The following is a 20,193-nucleotide window of genomic DNA, read 5'->3' on the forward strand; positions in this document are numbered from 1 at the left end:
AATAAGTATGAATGCTACCTCATATGTGAAAAAAGTTTTGGATGAATTTATAGATGCAAAGGAAATAGATCTTCATACCATTTTGTGTAAAAGATTACCTCATGTAGATATGCATCCAGAAGATGCAGCTACTATGATTCAACAGATATTATCTTCAGGTTTGGATATATATGAGGTTGTATTGGATGGTATGATAATACCACATTATGTATTTGCAATCAGATTGAATAATAAGTTTTATGGATGGTATGAAGTCCAAATTAGTTATTTTAAAGAGATTGTAGTTAAAATCAAAGAAGAGGAAGAAGTGATGTTTTATCATCATATCAAACATCAACCTAATTTTATATCAATGACAAAAATTGTTTCACATTACCTATGAATAAGATAACTGGATTAGTATTAGTAATTATTGGATGTATTTGGGTATTGCATTGGTTATTATCAGCATTTGCTCATGGATTAATGTTTATAACAATAGGTTTTTCAATAATTTCTCATCACATATCAATAATAATGAGTATATTACTTATTATTTTTGGAATTAGTATATTACGTAAATAATGTGGAATCCATCGTGGTTTTTAATGAGTAAGTAAAAAGTATAAAAGTTAAATAAGTAAGCCGTGATACTCGGATGCAATCGTACAAGACCAAACTGTCGATGAAGTAGGAACCGCATTCAGGGATGAATGTTCAAGCCTTTGGTGTGAAGTCCATAAAGTCTGTCACGATGGTAAATACCGTTCTTTTCTTTCTATTTTAGTTCTCGTAGTGTCCACCTATCACATTGCGATGGTTACTTTAAACCAAATAACGCAGGGCCATGAAGCTGTAAGTTAATTATAATAATTGTTATTTAATTCAGATACGAAGTGATGAATTAAATAACAATTATTAACGCAGTTAATAATTCAAAATTTCCTATTTGATAAAATTAAATTTTACAGTATAATATTCTTTAAATTAATTAGGAGATATTATTATGGGTATTAAAACAAATTTAGAGTTAATGTATGAACTAGACAAATATCCTGAAAATGCAAGAATAAATGTCACATATAGTGACAATGTCGAAGAAGGAACTGTTGAAGTTGGATATGATGATGAATCTAATACAATTCAAATTGTTGGTTCATCTGACGATGTATAATTAGGAGATAATATTATGTGTGACAATCTTACAATTCCATGTGAATCAAATGAACTTTACCTTCTTACATATACTAGCGATGAAGGGTTAGAACCTGATGCTGTCAGTGATGATATTGAAAAACTGAAAGCTAAAGCCGTTTCAAATAATGGTGGTGATGCACTTGAATGGAAACAAGATGGAACTTACAAAATTGTTGCATATGTAGAAGTAGACGATGATGAATTTGATGAAAATGGTGAAACATCTTCATATTACTGTATCTCTACCATCGAAAAGGTTTAAGGAATATTATCATGGTATTTGAACTTTTTTGTATTGCATTTACTGGTGCAGTTTTAGCTTATGTCTTGTTTTGGGATTAATTATGACCACACAACCCAATATTGAAGTTTGGCTTGATTTAGAAGAAACTATTATCGATGATTGGGATAATGGTTTATTGGTTAATCATGGCAAAATTAAAAGATGGTTAGATAACCGTAATATAACTGAACTTCGTATTTGGTCTTTTGCTATTCACAACGATGCTGATAAGAAAGTATTTGATTTCCACATGAAAGAGATAATTGAACGAGTATTAGATCGTCCTATCATAGAAGTCCTTTCAGTCGAAGAAATGTGTCAAAAAATATCCAAAACAGAAAAAACTCATTATGATGATATCTCAGATTTCATCCAAATGAATGGCAAAATGTGGTCATTCATCAAATTTTGTTTAGGTCATAAACAAAATAAACATTTAGTCCTTATCGATGATTGTGTTCCTAACATGAGAATTGATGAATTCGATAAGAAATTGATAATTGAATTAGTGAAGGTACAAACGTTATGAATATGCAAGCATTTGTAAGATTAACATGTGAAGTATCTGATTGTACTATGGAATATAAGGATGGTAAATTAGTCATTACATTTGAACGTGAAGTAGTTTATGATCCCAATGCTACCGATGAAGGTGAACAAATGGGTGAAATACAATCCAATTTGTTGTGGGAATGTTTTGATTCGTCTCTGGAATTACTTGAAGTCAGAAGTAAAGATCAACTTCAATTAGTTGTCGATCATCACGAAAATACAGAACGTAAAGCTGTTAAATTTCAAACTGTTATTCTTGTAAGTGATGAAGATCTACAAGATTGGGCTGATCAACAATCAGGTGCAACTATCCATGAAATCCAATTAGTTGAAACAGAAATTGGTAATTTTGTTCATATTGTTCCTTTGTGGAGAGACAATTTGACAATCGAAAACATCGTTCAATACGAACAAGACTTTTATGATTATTTCGCTGATCGTATGCAAATGTAAACTTCCAGTTGATTTTCATTTAAATTACTGTAAAATTGATTTTTTAAATAAATCAAGAGGATACAGAAATGATCGTATCTACTGGAAAATTTACATATAGCAAACAAAGTAAATGTTTTGTTGCTGAAGCATCTGATATTGAGAGTGATGTACAACCATTGTTTCATCAAATATATCCAGATACTTGTGATATTGGAATAACATTGATATCACATCGATCGGAAACAGAAGTTACATATTTCTTGAATGAAACATTCAGAGATCGAGAAAATGAGGTTCAATATTGGACATTACTTCCAACTCCTGAATCAGAAAGAAAAGTGCCAACTTGTAGAGGTACATTTGTTCGTATTTTTAACGACTAATAACAAAAGGAATAATATGAATCCTGTTGATGTATTACCACAATTACTTACAAGATTAACTAATATTCGTGATCTTAATTGTGGAGGTTGTGGAGTTTTTGCTGCACATGTCGCTAAACATCTGAAAGATATCGTTCCGACTCGTGTTGCTGTATTCAATCGGGGTGAAGATATCAAAATTGATGAAATTCGACCTAAATTAAGAAATAATCATTCTTGTGTTGAATGGGCTGATCATGGAATGCGTTACGATCACGTTATGGTCGAATTTGATTATGATGGAAATACTTATCTATTTGATTCAAGAGGAATTTTTCCTGTATCAGACAAAATTGATTTAGATATGTATAAAATGACAAGATCTGGATATCTAACAATCGAAGAGATTTGTGCAATTGCTGCTAATCCATATCCATGGAATCATTGGTTTAATAGGAGTCAGATCCAAAGTTTGAAGAATAAGATTCAGTATTTTTTCAAAAAACATCGGGTTGTTGAGGCATGATATTTCCTAAATTAAAATTCCCCTATTGATTTTTTATTTTTAATAAGTATTATTATACTCATATTAAAAATAAAAGGAGAACTATCATGAACTCAAATAACGATATAACTGTAGTGGATAAATTGATCAAAATCCTTAAAAATTGCCAGATTACCACTTTTCATAGATCTCGTGGATCTGTTAAATTAAGTCATTCTCTTGAAGATACTGCTTTTTATCAAATGGCTCGATCGGCAACATCAGAACTAGCTCTCTTACCACAAAATAACGATTGGATGCCTGGTACTCCAACAGGTGATAAAACTGATTTTGGTTTATATGTATATGAACCAAATCACGATGGTGGAGATACATTAGATATTCTTATTACCCCTGACGCAATCCATTGGTGTTAATTATGAACATAGATGAATCCAATTTAGAAATTGTTGCTAATGTCCTTCGTACATCAATGATGAATGCAGGTTATTTTGATGCTTGGGATGAAATTGTAATTGATAGATATTTAGAAAAGGGTTTAGAAGAAACCATTAAGTTTGCACAACATACTGATATCTCTGTCACGTTCATTAATGATTTCCAATCAAAAGAACACGAATCATTTGAAACAAACTTCACAGAACGATCTTATCAATATATTAATAACTGGAAAGAATTAAACGAGGGGAAATATTCATGGCAAGAGTAGATGGTAAACATGTAAAAATAGGACACATCGTCGGATTTAAATCTGATGTTGAACAATGCGGTAAAATTACCAAAATTGAGGGTCAACGCCTGACCCTCGAAGCATTAGATTCTGATCACGGTTTTCATGGTGATTACATTGGTGGTAATCAGTATCATTGTGTTTTAGCCTCAGATTGTTGGTTAGAGGATTAAAGGAGAGCAGTTATGGCTCTATATCAATTTGATTTTAAATCATTCACTGTTGATGATATCAGAGAATGTCTTGAAAATTATGGATATACTACAACCGATGCTGAATTTGAAGCTGCATCTGAAGAAGGATTATTCAAATATATTGGATTTGGTGGAGGTTTTCATCGATATCTAGTTGGATTTGAAGAAGATAGTGAATATCGTATTCAGAAAATTTATCTAGAATTGGATCATATAGGTAAATTAACTGCTGATTATGGAGTTTTGATGAAATCAGGAACTCTTGATGAAATGAAAGAGTACATCGATAAAACCTTTAATTAAAATTTCCATTTGACAATTCTTTATATTTGTGTAAAATATAATTTTCTTTAATCAATTTAATAGGTATAAAAACATGAACAAACTTAAAGCATTCACCCTTATCGAACTACTAATTGTTATTGCGATTATTGGTATTATAGGTGCTATTGCAGTACCAGCATTGACTGGTAATGTATCACCATCTGTTTGGGTACAAAATGGTACCGTTTGTGAACAAGGTATGAAATGGTCAGTCAGTCAAGGATACAAAACACAAATCGTTGGTCCTAGTGGTTTACCATTAACTTGTCCTCCTGAACAAGAAGGAAAAGCAATATAAGATTACAATAGTAATCAAAACGGAATAGGGACATAATGTCCCTATTCATATTTTAGGAGATAAGAATAAAAAAAACAAATGGGTTTGATTATATATTAGGGTTTATATTGTTGGTAATAGTATTACCATCTTTATTTAAATTCGATACTAAATCTAATAGTACTAAACGTAAATTGGATTGGACTGATGGTTTGGCAGTAATAATAGTATTATCTGTCATTGGAGGTTTGGTATCAAAACATTATGGATTAATACCATGAGTACAGAAAGCATGTATGAAGAACTAAAGGAAAGATTTGAGGAAATGAAACAATCTATTCCTAAACATCCTCAATACTCATTTCTCGAATGTCTTTTTGATGATTATGAGGATATGTGTGATTTACATGATACAGAACTAGATGAGGTGGATAGTCTTTTAGACACAATTGACCTCATATTGGATTCAATCGAACAGGAGGAGGAATAAAATGAGTATCGAAGATGACCAAGCTGAACTAAGGGGTAAGTATAATAAATTAGTTGATCAAATTCAACATCATCCTGAATTTGAATATATCGATCGATTATTTGATCGATTTGATTATGTTTACAATAATAGTGAAGATAATCAAGAAAGTGATGATCAACTTAAAGAGATCTTAGAAGAAATTGATGAGACTCTTTATGATATATTAGATGATTTATAAATCAATAGAAAACATATTACTTTTCGACATATTCTCTACACCTTCTAATACCTGTAAATTATTTTCAACATGTAATCCACACACTAATGGATGACTTAATGGTATTATATGATCTACATGATGTATAATACCAGTCTCATTTGTTAATCTTACACTTTCTTTATACACACTAACAACTTTATCCATATCAACCCATAATGGAATTGCTCGTTTAACCATAGCTCTTCTTACAGCATTATAATTTTGTTGTTTATCTTTATTAACACTTCTCCACCATTTGCTATAAGCTAATTTTTGAGCTCTCTTTTCTGGTTTATTATAATATCGCGTACGGTTTCGTTTATCAGCTCCAGGATTATTTTTTCGATATCTACGAGAGGCTTCTACAACATTTTCTTTATTTTCTTGAGACCATCGTTTAATACCAGCTAATGCTGTTTCTTTATGGTTAGCATAATAAGTATAATGATTTTCTCTAGTACAAGTGCAACAAGTTGAAGAAGATACTAATTTTTTATCGATATGTCCTCTTGGACATGGTTTTCCTGTAAAAAAGTGTTTTAATCCTTGTTCTTTAGCTTCTTTTCTAGTTATAATTTGTTCCATAAAATTTCCCTATTGAATAAATTTAAAATTTGAGTATAATTAAATTTTAAATTTATTTATGACATCACGAATCGAGGCTTTCCAAATATGAATACTCAAGATATTGAATCAATTATGTCTGATGAAGATCAAGCAATAGATATGTTTGGTGGAAAGGAAGCGAGATGGTTTCAGATTGCAGCAAGAAATCAAGTTGAAGATATATTGGAACGCAATCCTATTGCTCGTATTTTAGTTCAACTTCCTACTGGAGCTGGCAAAACAATTACATCTGGATTAATTTTTTCGTCTCCTAAAATTCGTAAGATGTTGGGAGTAAAAGATGGAGAGAAATTAAGACTGTTATTTATTGCACATAAACATCGATTATTAACGCAAGCAGAACGAGTTTATGCTGAAGAATCTGGTATTGAATTAATAACACAAAGTGTTTTTTCAGATATTCCACAAGATGTAATGGATAAAGGATGGCATATTGTTTGTATTGATGAGGTTCACCATGAAGGTGCTAACACATATCAATATCATTTAGAAGTATTAGGTAATTTTCCAATCATAGGTTTAACAGCCACTCCTGATAGGGCAGATGGGTTGGTCATAAAATTTGATGAGATTATTAATCCTATCAGTCGTGAACAAGCTGTTGCTGAAGGATGGTTAGCACAAACTAATATTCATTCTTTCGTTGATGTTACATCAAGAGATAAAATTGATATCATGACTGACATCTTTACCAACTTTGCTCACGAAATGGGTCAAACTTTGGTTTTCGTTAAAACCAAAAAAGAAGTAGCATCTTTAACATTAACACTTCGTAAACTTGGTTATCAAGCAGTTGGTCTATTAGATTCATCTGGAGCAGAAGTAGATTTCTTGTTAGATCAATTCTCTGCTGGTAAAATCCAATTTATTGTTAACTGTAACTATATCTCAGAAGGGGTTGATGTTGTTGGTTGTACTGATGTTATTGGTGCTCGTCAATTTGGATCATATGCTCAATTAAATCAAATCATTGGACGGGCAGCGAGACCTGACTCTGAATGTAATTATTGGGAACTTGTTAATCCATTAAGTGGAACGAATTTGGATGCTACGGTTATTGTTGGTATTCCAGAAAGTCATCGTTTGGTATGGAAACAAGGTGAATCATGGTTACAACAAGAATTTGATTATGTGACACATAGAACAAATAAACAACTTGGAATTGCATCTGGATTGGCAATGGGTCATCGAGTAGAACATTAATAGGAGAACTGTTGTGGCAAATGTAATGTCTAAATTCAAGAAGTATAGAAACTTACCTAAGTCAAAAGGAAAGTTTGGAGCTATTGTTACATCCACAACAAATAAACCTGATAAGGGATTATTAGATGGACATTGTAATGTAACAGCTTGTCAACGACCTCATGCAATTTATTATAACAAGAGTACACAAAAGTATTATTGTCATGAATGTGCACTGGAAATCAATAGATGGAATGTTAATGATTCCGTTGAATTGTATGGTACTCCACATTTGTGTGAATTGGATGAGAAATATAAACATTTAACTAGAGATGAATTAATTGAACTAATTTTGTCTCGTGAGGAGTAAAGTATGGACATTCAAGATTATCGTGAAGTATGGATCATCATTAAAACTGCCTTTCTATATTTGTGGAGTTATCATCCATTTATTACTGTAGAACTTGTACTATTATTTGTGTTGAGTCAAGTTTGTCTTTATAAACACAAACAATCAACACATAAGGAGTAAAGTATGAATTTCTTTCAAGATGTATATGAATCTTGGGTAGCTCGTAATGCGATAACAGTTCATATGTGGAATACACATCCATATGCTTGCACTGTGTTTCTTGTTTCAGTAATTGGTTTTTATGTCTGGATTTGGAAACGTAAAAATAAATCAGGAGAGAGGTATGGACTTCATTAAAGACGTATGGACAACTTTCATTACTGATAATGAAAATACAACCCAATTGTGGGTTGATCACCCAATAGTATCAGATATAGTTATTATTACCATTGTTTTAACATACTATTTAGGTTGGAGGAAACACTAATGAAACAATCAAAAATTGGTGCAGTTAGAACTGTACTTTTACCACTCAACATTGGAATACTCGCACATTATTATGATCGTCGTGTAAATGATATCAAATTAAAAGTAGTATTAACAAAAGATGTTAGTAAATGGTCACAAGAAGAACAAAATAAGTTGTGTAATGATATCAAACAACTTGTACCTAATTGTTTAGATGTAAAAATTAAAACATCTACACAGAGTTATCGAATGTCAGGTTGGAATTATTTGGATATCTCAACTCCTTCTACAATCAAGAAAAGAAAAAAGCGGAGATATCCATGACCCCAACGGCTGAATTATTGAAATTAATAACACTTCAGGATCTTCAAGTTCAAGAAATAAAACAGCATTTGGTTAAAATAGAACAATTTGTTGATCAACAACAAAAACAAATTCAAAATCTGATAACTGCTAATCGAAATTTAGTTACAAGACTAAATCGATTGGATAAACTTCAACGTGACGACCATCAAGGGATGTGGTAATATTTTAAATATTATTATCCTTCTTTATTATTAAAAGAAATCCATTTAAAATCCAATGGATTTCTTTTATTTTAACTTCACAAATTAAAATTAATATATTTTTACATTTAATTAAAAGTATATTAATATCAAATTACCCTCAATTGACTTTTTTATTATTATATTGTATAATAACTTTACAATTATAATAATAATAAAACATGGATAACAATCTCAAACGAGATAGGTTTATATCAAAAGCTAATCGTATACATAACAACAAATACAATTATTCAGATGTTGTGTATGTGAATTCTCATACCAAAGTTACTATTATATGTGAATTACATGGTAACTTCAATCAATTACCTACTAATCATTTACAAGGACAACAATGTCCTATATGTGGTATCAACAAACGTACACAATGTTTAACAAAAACACAAGAAGCTTTTGTACTCGAATCATCTATTATACATAATAACAAATATGATTATAGTTTAGTGAAATATATAAACACTCACACTAAAGTTGATATTATTTGTCCTATCCATGGATTATTTTCACAAAAACCAAGTAATCATTTAAACTTAAAACAAGGTTGTCCTAAATGTATAGTATCACGTCGAATTAATACCAATTTATCAAAATATAATGTTTGTAATCCTAAACAGAAACACATGGTAACAGCTCTAAAATTTTTACAAGACAAAGAATGGTTAAAAGATCAATATCTTATAAAAGGCAAAACAGCATTGCATATTTCAGATGAACTCGGATTAGATAACACAGGATCGACTGTTGGAAAATGGTTATATCGACATAATATTCCAATACGACACAATGTTGGATTCTCTCAAAAATGTATACATTGGTTATCAAATATTGCACAAATTGAAAATATAGAAATTCAACATGCTGGTAACATAGGAGAATATAAAATATCAGGAACAAGATATAAAGTTGATGGATACTGTGAAGAAACAAATACGATATATGAATTTCATGGTGATTGTTGGCATGGAAATCCTATATTATTTAAATCCAGTGAATATTGTAATCCTTGGTCATCATTAACCGCTGGTGAATTATATAAACAGACAATACAAAGAGAAGAATTAATCAGACAATTAGGTTATAATTTAGTAGTAAAATGGGAAACAGATATTAATAAGGATATAAAATGAAAACTCAATTACAACAAAGAGAAGTAATAAAATCAAATGTGGGAGTAGAAAAAGAGTTTACTATAAAAGCATCACCAGCCGCGTTTTCTATTCTTTCAAGTGGATTATATGCTAATAAAATATTAGCAATAGTGCGCGAACTTTCCACAAACGCATACGATGCACATGTGGCAGCGAATAAAAAAGACATACCAATTGAAATTAAACTACCAAATTCTTTAGATGGAAGTTTCTATGTAAAAGATTTTGGAACTGGATTATCACATGAGGACATATTAACAATATACACTACATATTTTAGTTCAACTAAAGATAACAGCAATGATTACGTTGGAATGTTAGGATTAGGATCTAAATCTCCTTTTAGTTATGTTAGTAATTTTATTGTTGAATCAAGACAAGATGGTATTAATAGAATATATTCTTGTTTTAAGAATGAATTAAATCTTCCATCTATTACTCTTCTTTCAGAACTTGAAACAGAAGAAGAAAATGGAATGACTATAAGATTAACAACACAATCAAAAGATCATGAAAGCTTTAGAACAGCTGCAAGAACAGCTTTCATGTATTTTGACCCTAAACCAGTTATTATCGGTCAACCTGATTTTTCACCATATTCAGTTAAACATACATTGTCTGGTACTAATTGGAAATTAAGAGAAGCAGATTATTATTCTTACTATAAAGGTCCAAGAATTGTTCAAGGGTTTATTAGTTATCCAATTGATCATAATATTTTATCACAACATGATATATCTGATATTGTACAAGTCTTATTAAGTACTAATATAGATCTTTATGTAGATATCGGTGAAGTTGATATTGCAGCATCACGTGAGGCTCTCTCATATGATCCAAGAACAATAAGAAATCTAATTAACGCATTAGATAACGTTGCAACAGAAATTCAATTGGCTATTCAAAAACAATTTGATGAATGTACATCTGAATGGTCAGCTTGTCTATTATTGGATGACTTATTAAATAACCAAACCAATGAATTTAAAAACGTTGTTCAATCATTTGACAATGTACAGAAATTTACATGGAATAATAAACCTATTAAAACAACATATACATTTGATCCCGATTTGTTGAAAGATGCTCAAATATTATCATTTGATTTATCATATGATAAGATTAGATTAAATTTACATACAACAGAATTAGAACCTAGTATAAGAGTCAGAAAAAACCAACGGGTAATATTGGATCCTTATTATCGTTCGAGACAAGTATATAGACAATACTTGAGTAATATGAGAGGTAAAGGAATTAATAAACCACAATTATTAGTTATTAGACCCAATAAAAAACGTGATATGTTAATAGATTCATTACCTAAATTATTAGAAGTAATGGATAATCCTGAATATTTAATAACTGATCCTCTTGTTTCAACAAGACCAGTATATAATAAATCAATTAGAACACAACGAGCAAAAGAATCAAAATTATATTGGAAAGGATTTAGAACGACAAGTTCCATTTATTATCCTAAAACTATCTATAAATTTAGTCATGTTTGTTGGGATCATGAACTTATTGATGTAAGTGAAGGTGGAATATTCGTTTCAATTCATAATAGTGCTATATCTTTGAATGGTCATCAATTCTTGAGTTTTGATAAGTTTCTTGAAAATTGTATCAATCTTGATATTATTAACAGTAAGACCAAAATATATGGTTTCACAGAAAAAGAACTAAAACAAATAAAAACTCACAATTGGGTTAACTTATTTGATTTGGTTAGAGAGAACTTTAAAACAAATTATGATGTGTATGTTAATAGTTTAGTATTTAATAATTTACCAATGATTAATTACACTACTCCATATAATACATTACTTAATTATATGATAGACGAATGGAATAGATTTGAACACTATTATGATAATGATTTTGGTACATTTATAACTAAACTGAAAGATATAAAAGTAGCAGCACTTAATATAGATGGTAAATCTATTGGTCAAATAGTTGATACTCTTAAACTTGATTTGTTTTCTGTTTCATTAAAAACTAAAAGACAACAACTAATTGATGAATGGCAACATATAATATCAGTCCGTTATCCAATGTTAACCATCATTGATTGGCCATATTCCATAGATTCAATTACACAATCAAATATATTACAATTACTATCAACATATTTTAACCTCGTTGACAATTGTAATAAAATAAACGATAATACTTTACACTCTTTATAAGGACATAAACATGATCCCTTTTATTCTGACACAAAACCAAATTACTATGGTTATTGGTAATAAACCATACACCGTAAATGAAGATCATATAAACTATGAAGCAATCATATATGAAATTCGTGGAGATCAAGATCCAGATGTTCTCCTTAATCTAATTGATGTAGCTAGAACCATTCAAAATTATTTTGAACAAGAAACAAATGAATTAGTTGTTGATCTTGATGCTGGTAGAATTACTTTTAATGGAAAAGAAGTTCATTCTTTGCTTGTTACAAAAATTGTTGAAATGTATAGACAAGGATTTAATGTTAATCCAATGGTTAACTTTATGGCTAACCTTTATCAAAATCCATCCGAACGAGCAATCGACGAACTTTATGGATTTCTTGAGTATGGTAAATTACCAATTACATCTGATGGTTGTTTCTTAGCATATAAAAAAGTTAATAACGACTATACCAGTGTTCACGATAGAACATTCAAAAACGATATTGGTACCATCGTTTCTATGCCACGCGAAGACGTTGATGATAACTCATCTAGAACTTGCTCTTCTGGTCTACACTTATGTTCACATGAATACTTATCTAATTATAGTGGTGATAAAGTATTGATTCTTAAGGTAAATCCAAGAGATATTGTTTCTATTCCAACTGATTATAATAATACGAAGGCAAGGGCGTGTCAATATGAGATTATTGGTGAATTAGGACAACCTAATATTAAGGCTGCTGTTACTGAGAAAAAACCAGTATTACCTGAATTAGTTGCTGATTTGTCGGATTATGAATTACAACCACCAGTAAAAGATCAACAATATTCATCATTTTTCCAAGCTGCCTATAGTATTGGATATTATACTGGAAGAAATAAAGGTATTCAAGATAAGGAAATTGTAGAAGAAGGTGATACAGTTGTTATTGCAGATGATAACGAATGGATACTTTCTTATAAACAAGCATTAGATATTAATAAGGGATATGATCTTGGATACATAGATGGAAAAAGACATAACAAAAGACTAGTTCCAAAAATGGAATATACAGATATTACTGTTGAATGTGCAGCAGACACATATTAAATATTAATAGGTGAAGATATGGCTGAGATATATAAAATTCGTAGTGCCACCACTGGATTATATTCCAGTGGTGGTAATAGTCCTAAGTTTACCAAAACAGGTAAAGTTTGGAGAGCCAGAAATCATTTAACTTGTCATTTGAATCAGTTAGATAGACATGGTAGACATACATATGAGCAGAATAATGCTTATATCGAAACCATTGAAATTCAAGAAGTTGTTGCTTCTACTGAATCTGTCAGTGATTATATTAAAGAACGAGATAGAATTCGACAAGAACATGAACGACAATTACAACAAGCACGAGAAGAAGCTGATCGTAAAAGAAGAAAAGAACAATACGATAAACTTCATAAGGAGTTTGGATAAGTTATGAGTTGTGTTACCTTTGAATCATTTAACCAGATTGCTGTTGTTGCGGGATCAGTTGGTATTATCTTTTTCGGTTTATTGTGTATTATTGCTGTCACAATTAATGAGAGAAAGAAGAGGAGAGATAAACTTGAAAAGTTACAAAAAAGTCAAGAAGAATTAATTAAACAAATTCGATCTATAATTGAACAAACCGCTAAGATAAAAGAAAGACTAGAAGAACAGTATAAATAAACATAAACCGAGGTATTATATGAGTAATATACCAGATCCAGTACCAACAATAACTTGGAAAAACACTTTTTATAGTCAACTTAGTTTCTCATTTGAAGACCTAGCTGATTTAGCAAAGATAGTAAGATATCCTTATTTTTGTCATCATGGATCTGTATATGATTCAAATACCAAAGAAAAAGTAAGTGTAACAGAAGAAGACTTGGATTATTATTTTCTTTAATTATATTTTGTCCTCCCATTTGAAAAATTTTTGAAAATCGATTATAATTTTTTTATTAATTATTTTAATGGGAGGTATAACAATCTCGATTGTTATATTGATATATGAGACAACGACACGATAATGAATGGTTTTTGAGTAACGCTCATACTATCCACAATAGTAGGTATCAATATCCTGACTCATATTCAACCTTACATACAAAAATTAGGATATTATGTCTTATTCATGGAGAATTTCTCCAAACCCCTGCTAAACATATATATTCAAAAACGGGATGTCCCCAGTGTGCAGGAAAATATAAAGACACCCAATCATTCATTCGTCAAGCTAATTTGGTACATAATAATAAGTACCAATATCCCGATCCTTACGTAAAAGGGAATACAAAGATTAGAATTATTTGTCCGATACATGGCATATTTTATCAAACACCTATAAACCATTCAATATTGGGACATGGATGTAAATTGTGTGCAAATGAATTAAATAGAACATTAAAAGCACATTCATTGTCAGAATTTGTTGATAGATCTAATAAAATACACAATGATAAATATTCATATGATAATGTAGTATATGTCAATAACTCAACTAAAATCGATATAATATGTCCAACACATGGAATATTTCATCAACGACCAGGAGAGCACTTGAGAGGAGTAGGTTGTCCTAAATGCACATCGAGATACAGCAAACCAGCTATTAAATGGTTACAACAAATTTCAACTAACAATAATATTAACATTCAACACATGTTAAATGGTGGGGAATACAGAATTCCGAATACCAGATATTATGTTGATGGATTTTGCGTTGAAACAAATACGGTATACGAATTTTACGGAGATTATTGGCATGGAAATCCAAATATATTCGACCCCCACGAAATTAATGCTACAAATTATGTTACAATGGGCGAACTTTATCAAAGAACAGTAAAGAAAGAACAAATTATACGCGATCTAGGATATAATTTAATTTTTATATGGGAAAGCGATTATAAAAAATTACCTATTGAAAATAATTAAATTTGTAGTAAAATATAATTTTTAAAATCAAATTAATAGGAAGGAATCACATGATTCATTATGACCCATCACGAATTACGGTTGAGATTGTGCGTCTTAAATCTGTTACAACTGCTTTGGGAGGATCAATTTCAGTACTTGACGAAGAAAACTCTTCATATAGAAAGGAAGTTACCAAACGCATCAAGTGTCCTTTATCTGTAGCAAGAGCCTTCATTCAAAAACATAAAAAAACAACTAAATATTTAATTCCTGTTATCACAGCTATAGTAAAATATGATGATATCGTGCTAACTTTGGAAAGACACCCACTCGGCACATTCGGTGAAATGGAATCACTTGGGTTCGATGGTGAAATGAAAAAATGGCAACCTGATAGCGAACTCAATCTAGATCGCTATATCAATCCATTAATCTTTAAACCAACTCGTGAATGGTTCTTCGATGGTCGATATATCTATTCATTTAATAGTTTGGATATTGATAAAGAAATAGCCAATGCTCAACATCTAACCGAAGATGGTCAATTCCGTAAATTGATTTGTATGTCTATCGATACACAAGAACTTGCCAATGCAGACAAAATCACTCCAACAGAAAGAACTTGTGTAACTTTCGTTTCCAATACAGGTCAATATTCAATCTCTCCTCCAATCTGGAAAGATCTATCAACAGTTGGTGCCAATAAATTAGAAGATGATGAATCAAATCCTTCTATCAATATGTACTCATTCAATAAGATTGATGAACAAATGTCTGTCAATCTTAATTTCGCATTAGCTGCAGGTCGTAGTATTGGTTCTATGTTTGGTTATAATTTTGTTGAGCCACTTCAATTACCAAGATTGATGATTGATCTTCATACAGTCAATCTTCCAAACGTTCCTAAACAAATTCGAGCCACATATGACATTGGAATACGATTTACTCATGCAATGGCTTGGTTATTAGGTTTGCTTCGAAATGCAGATAATCTTGATAATTATATCATGATGAGATCATTAATGAAGTACTTAACACAAAAAGGTGTATATCGTAATACTGCCTTTAAAGCACAAAATGTCTTCCAAGAAGGTCATTCAGTTCAAACTGTTCCACTTAAATCAGTTGATGAATTACTTGATGAAGACAACTTTACAAGATTAAACTTGATCAATATTATCGAACAAGCAAAATCAAGTGCTCGTCGTAAATCATCTGGTACCATGAACATTGGTGGATTAATTAGTGAGGTATAAAAACATGTTGTTAACCAAACAATTATTGGAACGAGCTAATGCTTGTGAAGGCTCAATTTTGTTTTGTGAGAAACATAAATTATTTGGTCTTCCTCTTTCACTTCTTACTGAGGTGAAAGGAGATCATTCTGGATTTGTTAAATGGCTTAAATCCAGAACATTTGATGTGGATGAACAACAAAATCAAATTAAAATTAGTTGGTGGAATGGACAATGGATAATAAAACAATTTGATGAACGAGATAATCAAATTCGTGAAGAAGACAATACTGGGTTTTGGTGGACCAAACAGTATGATGAAAATAACAACGAGATCCGTTTAGATAATTCAAATGGGTTTTGGATAACTCATCTGTATGATGAAAATCAAAATCTGATTCGTTGTGATAATTCGTTTGGTGAATGGCAGACAAAACAATACGATGAACGAAATAATTTAATTCGTTCCGATCGACACAATGGTAATTGGTTCACTAACCAATATGATGATCGAAATAACAAAATACGATTCGATAATTCATATGGTAATTGGTTCACTAACCAATATGATGATCAAAACAATATAATCGGATTTACTAATTATGATGGATTTTGGTATATCAATCAATTTGATGATCGAAATAATCATATTAGTTATGAGGATTCAACTCATTATTGTTGGACCAAATATTACGATGAAAACAATAACAAAATGCGTTTTGAAGATTCGGATCAAAATTGGCACGAATATCATTACGATGAACGACATAATATTATTTCGTTCAGAGATTCCGACGGGGCTTGGTGGACACAACAATACGATGACTGTGATAATGTAATCAAATATGAATCATCATGTGGATTAGTTGAACCACATATTATCGAATATTGGCCTAACAGTCAATTGAAGAAATATGACAGTCTGGAAATTCCATTGTATATTCCTACTCAATCACAATAACAAAAGGTTTTTATGTTAGAAATTATCATTTACATTTTAGCAATAGTAGTTGCAGTTCCCGAATTGGTTATTTGGTCACTGAATACATTGTTTCAACTTCATATCGAATATACAATGGCAACTTGGTTTGCTTCTTTGGTATTAACATCCATAGTTGTTGTGAAGTTTGGTGAGTAAATATATTCATATTTACCCTATTGACTTTTTCAAAAAAGTAAGTATAATATACTTTAATAATTAAATGTTATTCAACAGATAATTAGAGTACAAAAAACAATCTTTAACACAACTATAATGTCTAATTACAGAATAGGAACCAAATTATGTCAAACGTTCATCAATTAATTCGCAACGCCCAAGTCAAAGTTAGTAAAGTCAAAAATGAAAAAGGTCACGATTGTGCCCATATTGAAGTAAATGGTCAATATGAACACACTTTTCCACCAAAAAGTCGTGTAACAAGACATCTCGATGTCATGACCCCTGAAATCCTCGAAACACGCCTTGATGGCGGTACCTACTTCTTCGTTGAAGATCAACTTGTCGATTGGAGAGATGGCCATTATAATGGCTTCATCCACACAGACGGAATGGTAGACCAATATATGGAACTACTTGGATATGTTCACAAAGAAGATTTGGCATTTGCTCATCGTCGTAAACTGGCAGATGACAAAATTCTGCTCAGATCAGTTTGGGACAAGAACGAGATTATCGTTCCTGGATATGTTAGTGGAGGAGAGTTCCATTCAGAATTGTCATTTGTCTGGAATCCGTTTGTTACCTTTATTAACAGTTCATTTGATTTAGTACGATTGATTTGTACTAATGGAATGGTAGGAGTTACATCCTTCCTCAATACAAAAATTCCATTGTTAAATCGTCAAACTGAACACTTGGATATTGCAGCTCGTCAGATCCAAAATAAAGTTAGTTCAATCGTTATCGATCGTGTTCAAATTATGGCAGATACAAGAGCTTCTGTTGGTCAATGTCTATTACTCGAGAATCATATCCTCGAACGCGTAGTTACATCAATTGAACAACAAGAACATCGTCGCTTGTTAGGTCTATTAAATGTTGTTTCTCCACAGAACCAATTGTCACACATATACAAACCGTCAGTCTTTGATAACAAAGATCTAGCGGCACAACTTCCATCTCATATCACAGAATTCGACGCGTTCAATATCGCAACTGAGCTGAGAACCCATACTACTGAATCAAGAGGTAGCTCAGATTTCAGCCTTGACAAATTTTCTAATGGATTATTGTTTAATGATAACAATCAACTCATATCAATGGGGAGCAAGTCAACACCGGCATTAGCAACATTTTCAGATCCTGATGCGGCGTTTATTGGACAACAAGATATTGTATTACTTTCATAGTAAGTACATATTTGTTTAAGTTGTTCTAATGTAGCATCACTCTTTAATCTATTCGCTAACCAAGAAATAACCACAACATTCCCCTTAACATAGCCTTTCTCTGGTATAATTCTATCCAAAGAAGGGCTATAATCATTTTTTCCAAATTCAATCCCCCACTTGAATGGTTGTCCAAATACAGGACATACTTCAGGAATGATAATATCATCTAATGTCAAATCAAATAAAACTTTCAAACGTTTTGCTCGTTGTTTAGCACTATTAAACAACGAACGTTGTAAATTTTTGTAATACTTATGTTTACTATATTTTAACCGTTCTGGTTCTGATTTATTGTTATACCAAGTTCTACTACGCTTATTTCGAACGGTTTGTTCTTCTTTGTCATAAAATCGTTTACCTGATATTACACACTGTTCTTTATTATCATGTCTATATTTTTTAACAATATCTACTCTTCGTTGTCTATATTCTGGATCTCGATCACACTTATCACGAACATATTTGGCAGCTTTAGCTTTATGTATCTCACATAAGCATCCGCTACTAGATGTTAATCGTTCTCCTATACCACCAAGAGTACATTTGGTACCTAAAAAATATCTTTTCAATCCTTTTTCTTTTGCTTCTTTTCTTGTAATTATATCCATAATAATTCCAGTTGACATCCAAAAGAAATTATAATACAATTTAAAAAGTTTTTCAACTTTAATATACTTAATACCACTATGGAATCCACTGTAAATTTTGTCAATATTAATTCCCAAATCGTTAAACTTAATGATATCGTTAAAATCGATTTGTCAAAATTTAAAAGTGAAACAATTGATGTGTATTTAATTGATAATCAAGTAATTGAGGTAACAGGATTTCCTGCTTTAGAATTAATTTGGTTAATAAAACCTAGTGTTTTAGAAGGTAAAACCAATATAAGATTTAAGAAGAATAGTTGGGTTATTCATAATTTGATAGCTCATCCATTAATGCAAATCTTAGCTTGGTTCAAAATGTATAAACAAGCAATTTGGATTCATGATATAACTGTTCCTAAACCTATAAGATTCAAATAATTTTCCCTATTGAAAATTTTGTTGAATTTTAGTATAATAAATTTAATTAAAAATTAATAGGTAGAAATATCATGTCAAGTGATCCTAACGAAATAATCCATTTTGTCGAACAAGAATGGCACTATAACCTACTGAAAAGATTTGGCTATGAACCAGATAATATTTCAGCTGTTGGATTAGTTAGAAGTTATATTTGGACACATCCAATAACTAAACATAAAATCCGATATAGTATCGGTGTAAATGCTGATTATTGGACTGATTTGGAAGTAATAGGCAAACAAGGTTATTGGTCAACTCTTGAACAACATTTAACAGATTTAGCAGGCAAAAGTAATGATTGATAAATCTACCTTACTTAATATCGAAACACCTAATAATATGTGTCCCTTTTGTCAAAAAAGCCTTTTACTGATTCGATCCCAAAATCATAAAATATGCGTAGATTGTGGTAGAAAATTTCTTTGGGAACTTAAACCAAATCAATTACCTCTTATTTTACATCA

33 protein-coding genes are annotated in these 20,193 nt (G+C 31.0%); 31 read left to right on the top strand and 2 right to left on the bottom strand.

Features of this window, described 5'->3' with window-relative positions:
* The first annotated feature begins 7 nt into the window (after positions 1 to 7).
* The 14 genes from EO766_RS12305 to EO766_RS12370 all read left to right on the top strand — a co-directional run bounded on the left by EO766_RS12305 (position 8) and on the right by EO766_RS12370 (position 5,548).
* Positions 8 to 382, top strand: a complete 375-nt coding sequence (locus tag EO766_RS12305; protein WP_287101190.1) for a hypothetical protein — start codon at positions 8 to 10, stop codon at positions 380 to 382.
* A gap of 603 nt (positions 383 to 985) precedes the next feature.
* Positions 986 to 1,153: a hypothetical protein gene (locus EO766_RS12310; RefSeq protein ID WP_287101191.1), complete on the top strand. Its 168-nt coding sequence runs from the start codon at positions 986 to 988 to the stop codon at positions 1,151 to 1,153.
* A 15-nt stretch (positions 1,154 to 1,168) separates the two neighbouring features.
* Positions 1,169 to 1,438 carry a hypothetical protein gene (locus tag EO766_RS12315; protein ID WP_287101192.1) on the top strand — a complete coding sequence of 90 codons (270 nt, stop codon included), beginning with the start codon at positions 1,169 to 1,171 and terminating at the stop codon, positions 1,436 to 1,438.
* Positions 1,439 to 1,520: 82 nt separating this feature from the next.
* Positions 1,521 to 1,988 (top strand): hypothetical protein, encoded by a 468-nt coding sequence (locus tag EO766_RS12320; RefSeq protein WP_287101193.1) that lies wholly within the window; start codon positions 1,521 to 1,523, stop codon positions 1,986 to 1,988.
* 2 nt (positions 1,989 to 1,990) lie between these two features.
* Positions 1,991 to 2,464, top strand: a complete 474-nt coding sequence (locus EO766_RS12325) for a hypothetical protein (RefSeq protein WP_287101194.1) — start codon at positions 1,991 to 1,993, stop codon at positions 2,462 to 2,464.
* Positions 2,465 to 2,532: 68 nt separating this feature from the next.
* Entirely contained in the window at positions 2,533 to 2,829 is a 297-nt protein-coding gene (locus EO766_RS12330) for a hypothetical protein (RefSeq protein WP_287101195.1), read from the top strand.
* A 16-nt stretch (positions 2,830 to 2,845) separates the two neighbouring features.
* Positions 2,846 to 3,334, top strand: coding sequence for a hypothetical protein (locus EO766_RS12335; RefSeq protein ID WP_287101196.1), 489 nt, complete (start codon positions 2,846 to 2,848; stop codon positions 3,332 to 3,334).
* Between the two features lie 86 nt (positions 3,335 to 3,420).
* On the top strand, positions 3,421 to 3,729 hold the full coding sequence (locus EO766_RS12340; protein WP_287101197.1) for a hypothetical protein: 309 nt from the start codon (positions 3,421 to 3,423) through the stop codon (positions 3,727 to 3,729).
* Positions 3,730 to 3,731: 2 nt separating this feature from the next.
* Positions 3,732 to 4,022, top strand: a complete 291-nt coding sequence (locus EO766_RS12345) for a hypothetical protein (protein WP_287101198.1) — start codon at positions 3,732 to 3,734, stop codon at positions 4,020 to 4,022.
* Entirely contained in the window at positions 4,010 to 4,216 is a 207-nt protein-coding gene (locus tag EO766_RS12350; RefSeq protein ID WP_287101199.1) for a hypothetical protein, read from the top strand. The genes EO766_RS12345 and EO766_RS12350 overlap by 13 nt, the downstream gene beginning before the upstream one ends.
* A gap of 12 nt (positions 4,217 to 4,228) precedes the next feature.
* Positions 4,229 to 4,540 carry a hypothetical protein gene (locus tag EO766_RS12355; RefSeq protein ID WP_287101200.1) on the top strand — a complete coding sequence of 104 codons (312 nt, stop codon included), beginning with the start codon at positions 4,229 to 4,231 and terminating at the stop codon, positions 4,538 to 4,540.
* 73 nt (positions 4,541 to 4,613) lie between these two features.
* Positions 4,614 to 4,859 (top strand): prepilin-type N-terminal cleavage/methylation domain-containing protein, encoded by a 246-nt coding sequence (locus tag EO766_RS12360; protein ID WP_287101201.1) that lies wholly within the window; start codon positions 4,614 to 4,616, stop codon positions 4,857 to 4,859.
* A 256-nt stretch (positions 4,860 to 5,115) separates the two neighbouring features.
* A complete protein-coding gene (locus EO766_RS12365; RefSeq protein WP_287101202.1) occupies positions 5,116 to 5,328 on the top strand; it encodes a hypothetical protein in 213 nt (70 codons plus the stop codon).
* A gap of 1 nt (position 5,329) precedes the next feature.
* The gene (locus EO766_RS12370) at positions 5,330 to 5,548 is read left to right on the top strand and encodes a hypothetical protein (RefSeq protein WP_287101203.1); all 219 of its coding nucleotides are present in this window, start codon (positions 5,330 to 5,332) and stop codon (positions 5,546 to 5,548) included.
* Here the strand turns inward: EO766_RS12370 and EO766_RS12375 are convergent.
* Positions 5,543 to 6,154: a hypothetical protein gene (locus EO766_RS12375; RefSeq protein WP_287101204.1), complete on the bottom strand. Its 612-nt coding sequence runs from the start codon at positions 6,152 to 6,154 to the stop codon at positions 5,543 to 5,545. The genes EO766_RS12370 and EO766_RS12375 overlap by 6 nt on opposite strands.
* 87 nt (positions 6,155 to 6,241) lie before the next feature.
* On the opposite strand from EO766_RS12375, the gene EO766_RS12380 reads away from it, so the two are divergent.
* From EO766_RS12380 to EO766_RS12450, 15 genes are all read left to right on the top strand, one after another.
* Positions 6,242 to 7,399, top strand: a complete 1,158-nt coding sequence (locus tag EO766_RS12380; RefSeq protein WP_287101205.1) for a DEAD/DEAH box helicase — start codon at positions 6,242 to 6,244, stop codon at positions 7,397 to 7,399.
* Between the two features lie 25 nt (positions 7,400 to 7,424).
* Positions 7,425 to 7,748: a hypothetical protein gene (locus EO766_RS12385; protein WP_287101206.1), complete on the top strand. Its 324-nt coding sequence runs from the start codon at positions 7,425 to 7,427 to the stop codon at positions 7,746 to 7,748.
* Between the two features lie 468 nt (positions 7,749 to 8,216).
* Positions 8,217 to 8,522, top strand: a complete 306-nt coding sequence (locus EO766_RS12390) for a hypothetical protein (protein WP_287101207.1) — start codon at positions 8,217 to 8,219, stop codon at positions 8,520 to 8,522.
* Complete coding sequence (locus EO766_RS12395; RefSeq protein ID WP_287101208.1) at positions 8,519 to 8,725, top strand: hypothetical protein; 207 nt, start codon at positions 8,519 to 8,521, stop codon at positions 8,723 to 8,725. Before EO766_RS12390 ends, EO766_RS12395 begins: the two co-directional genes overlap by 4 nt.
* Before the next feature lie 200 nt (positions 8,726 to 8,925).
* Positions 8,926 to 9,891, top strand: coding sequence for a DUF723 domain-containing protein (locus tag EO766_RS12400; protein WP_287101209.1), 966 nt, complete (start codon positions 8,926 to 8,928; stop codon positions 9,889 to 9,891).
* Positions 9,888 to 12,107: an ATP-binding protein gene (locus tag EO766_RS12405; RefSeq protein WP_287101210.1), complete on the top strand. Its 2,220-nt coding sequence runs from the start codon at positions 9,888 to 9,890 to the stop codon at positions 12,105 to 12,107. Before EO766_RS12400 ends, EO766_RS12405 begins: the two co-directional genes overlap by 4 nt.
* A 10-nt stretch (positions 12,108 to 12,117) precedes the next feature.
* Complete coding sequence (locus tag EO766_RS12410) at positions 12,118 to 13,188, top strand: hypothetical protein (RefSeq protein WP_502697234.1); 1,071 nt, start codon at positions 12,118 to 12,120, stop codon at positions 13,186 to 13,188.
* An 18-nt stretch (positions 13,189 to 13,206) separates the two neighbouring features.
* Complete coding sequence (locus tag EO766_RS12415) at positions 13,207 to 13,557, top strand: hypothetical protein (RefSeq protein WP_287101212.1); 351 nt, start codon at positions 13,207 to 13,209, stop codon at positions 13,555 to 13,557.
* Positions 13,558 to 13,560: 3 nt separating this feature from the next.
* Positions 13,561 to 13,794, top strand: a complete 234-nt coding sequence (locus EO766_RS12420; protein WP_287101213.1) for a hypothetical protein — start codon at positions 13,561 to 13,563, stop codon at positions 13,792 to 13,794.
* Positions 13,795 to 13,813: 19 nt separating this feature from the next.
* Positions 13,814 to 14,017, top strand: a complete 204-nt coding sequence (locus EO766_RS12425) for a hypothetical protein (RefSeq protein ID WP_287101214.1) — start codon at positions 13,814 to 13,816, stop codon at positions 14,015 to 14,017.
* Positions 14,018 to 14,121: 104 nt separating this feature from the next.
* On the top strand, positions 14,122 to 15,048 hold the full coding sequence (locus EO766_RS12430; protein WP_287101215.1) for a DUF723 domain-containing protein: 927 nt from the start codon (positions 14,122 to 14,124) through the stop codon (positions 15,046 to 15,048).
* 50 nt (positions 15,049 to 15,098) lie between these two features.
* Positions 15,099 to 16,286, top strand: coding sequence for a hypothetical protein (locus tag EO766_RS12435; protein ID WP_287101216.1), 1,188 nt, complete (start codon positions 15,099 to 15,101; stop codon positions 16,284 to 16,286).
* A 4-nt stretch (positions 16,287 to 16,290) separates the two neighbouring features.
* Positions 16,291 to 17,226, top strand: coding sequence for a hypothetical protein (locus EO766_RS12440; RefSeq protein ID WP_287101217.1), 936 nt, complete (start codon positions 16,291 to 16,293; stop codon positions 17,224 to 17,226).
* A 12-nt stretch (positions 17,227 to 17,238) separates the two neighbouring features.
* Positions 17,239 to 17,403: a hypothetical protein gene (locus tag EO766_RS12445; protein ID WP_287101218.1), complete on the top strand. Its 165-nt coding sequence runs from the start codon at positions 17,239 to 17,241 to the stop codon at positions 17,401 to 17,403.
* A 146-nt stretch (positions 17,404 to 17,549) separates the two neighbouring features.
* Positions 17,550 to 18,617 (top strand): hypothetical protein, encoded by a 1,068-nt coding sequence (locus EO766_RS12450; RefSeq protein ID WP_287101220.1) that lies wholly within the window; start codon positions 17,550 to 17,552, stop codon positions 18,615 to 18,617.
* On the opposite strand, the gene EO766_RS12455 is transcribed toward EO766_RS12450, so the two are convergent.
* On the bottom strand, positions 18,515 to 19,285 hold the full coding sequence (locus EO766_RS12455) for a hypothetical protein (protein WP_287101221.1): 771 nt from the start codon (positions 19,283 to 19,285) through the stop codon (positions 18,515 to 18,517). The two genes, EO766_RS12450 and EO766_RS12455, sit on opposite strands and share 103 nt — an antisense overlap.
* Before the next feature lie 60 nt (positions 19,286 to 19,345).
* Here EO766_RS12455 and EO766_RS12460 point away from each other — a divergent pair, with 60 nt between their 5' ends.
* Entirely contained in the window at positions 19,346 to 19,687 is a 342-nt protein-coding gene (locus tag EO766_RS12460) for a hypothetical protein (RefSeq protein ID WP_287101222.1), read from the top strand.
* A gap of 71 nt (positions 19,688 to 19,758) precedes the next feature.
* Entirely contained in the window at positions 19,759 to 20,031 is a 273-nt protein-coding gene (locus tag EO766_RS12465) for a hypothetical protein (protein ID WP_287101223.1), read from the top strand.
* The last annotated feature ends 162 nt before the right edge of the window (positions 20,032 to 20,193 follow it).

Origin of the sequence: Hydrotalea sp. AMD (assembly GCF_004100315.1) — a bacterium.
GTDB lineage: Bacteria > Bacteroidota > Bacteroidia > Chitinophagales > Chitinophagaceae > Hydrotalea > Hydrotalea flava.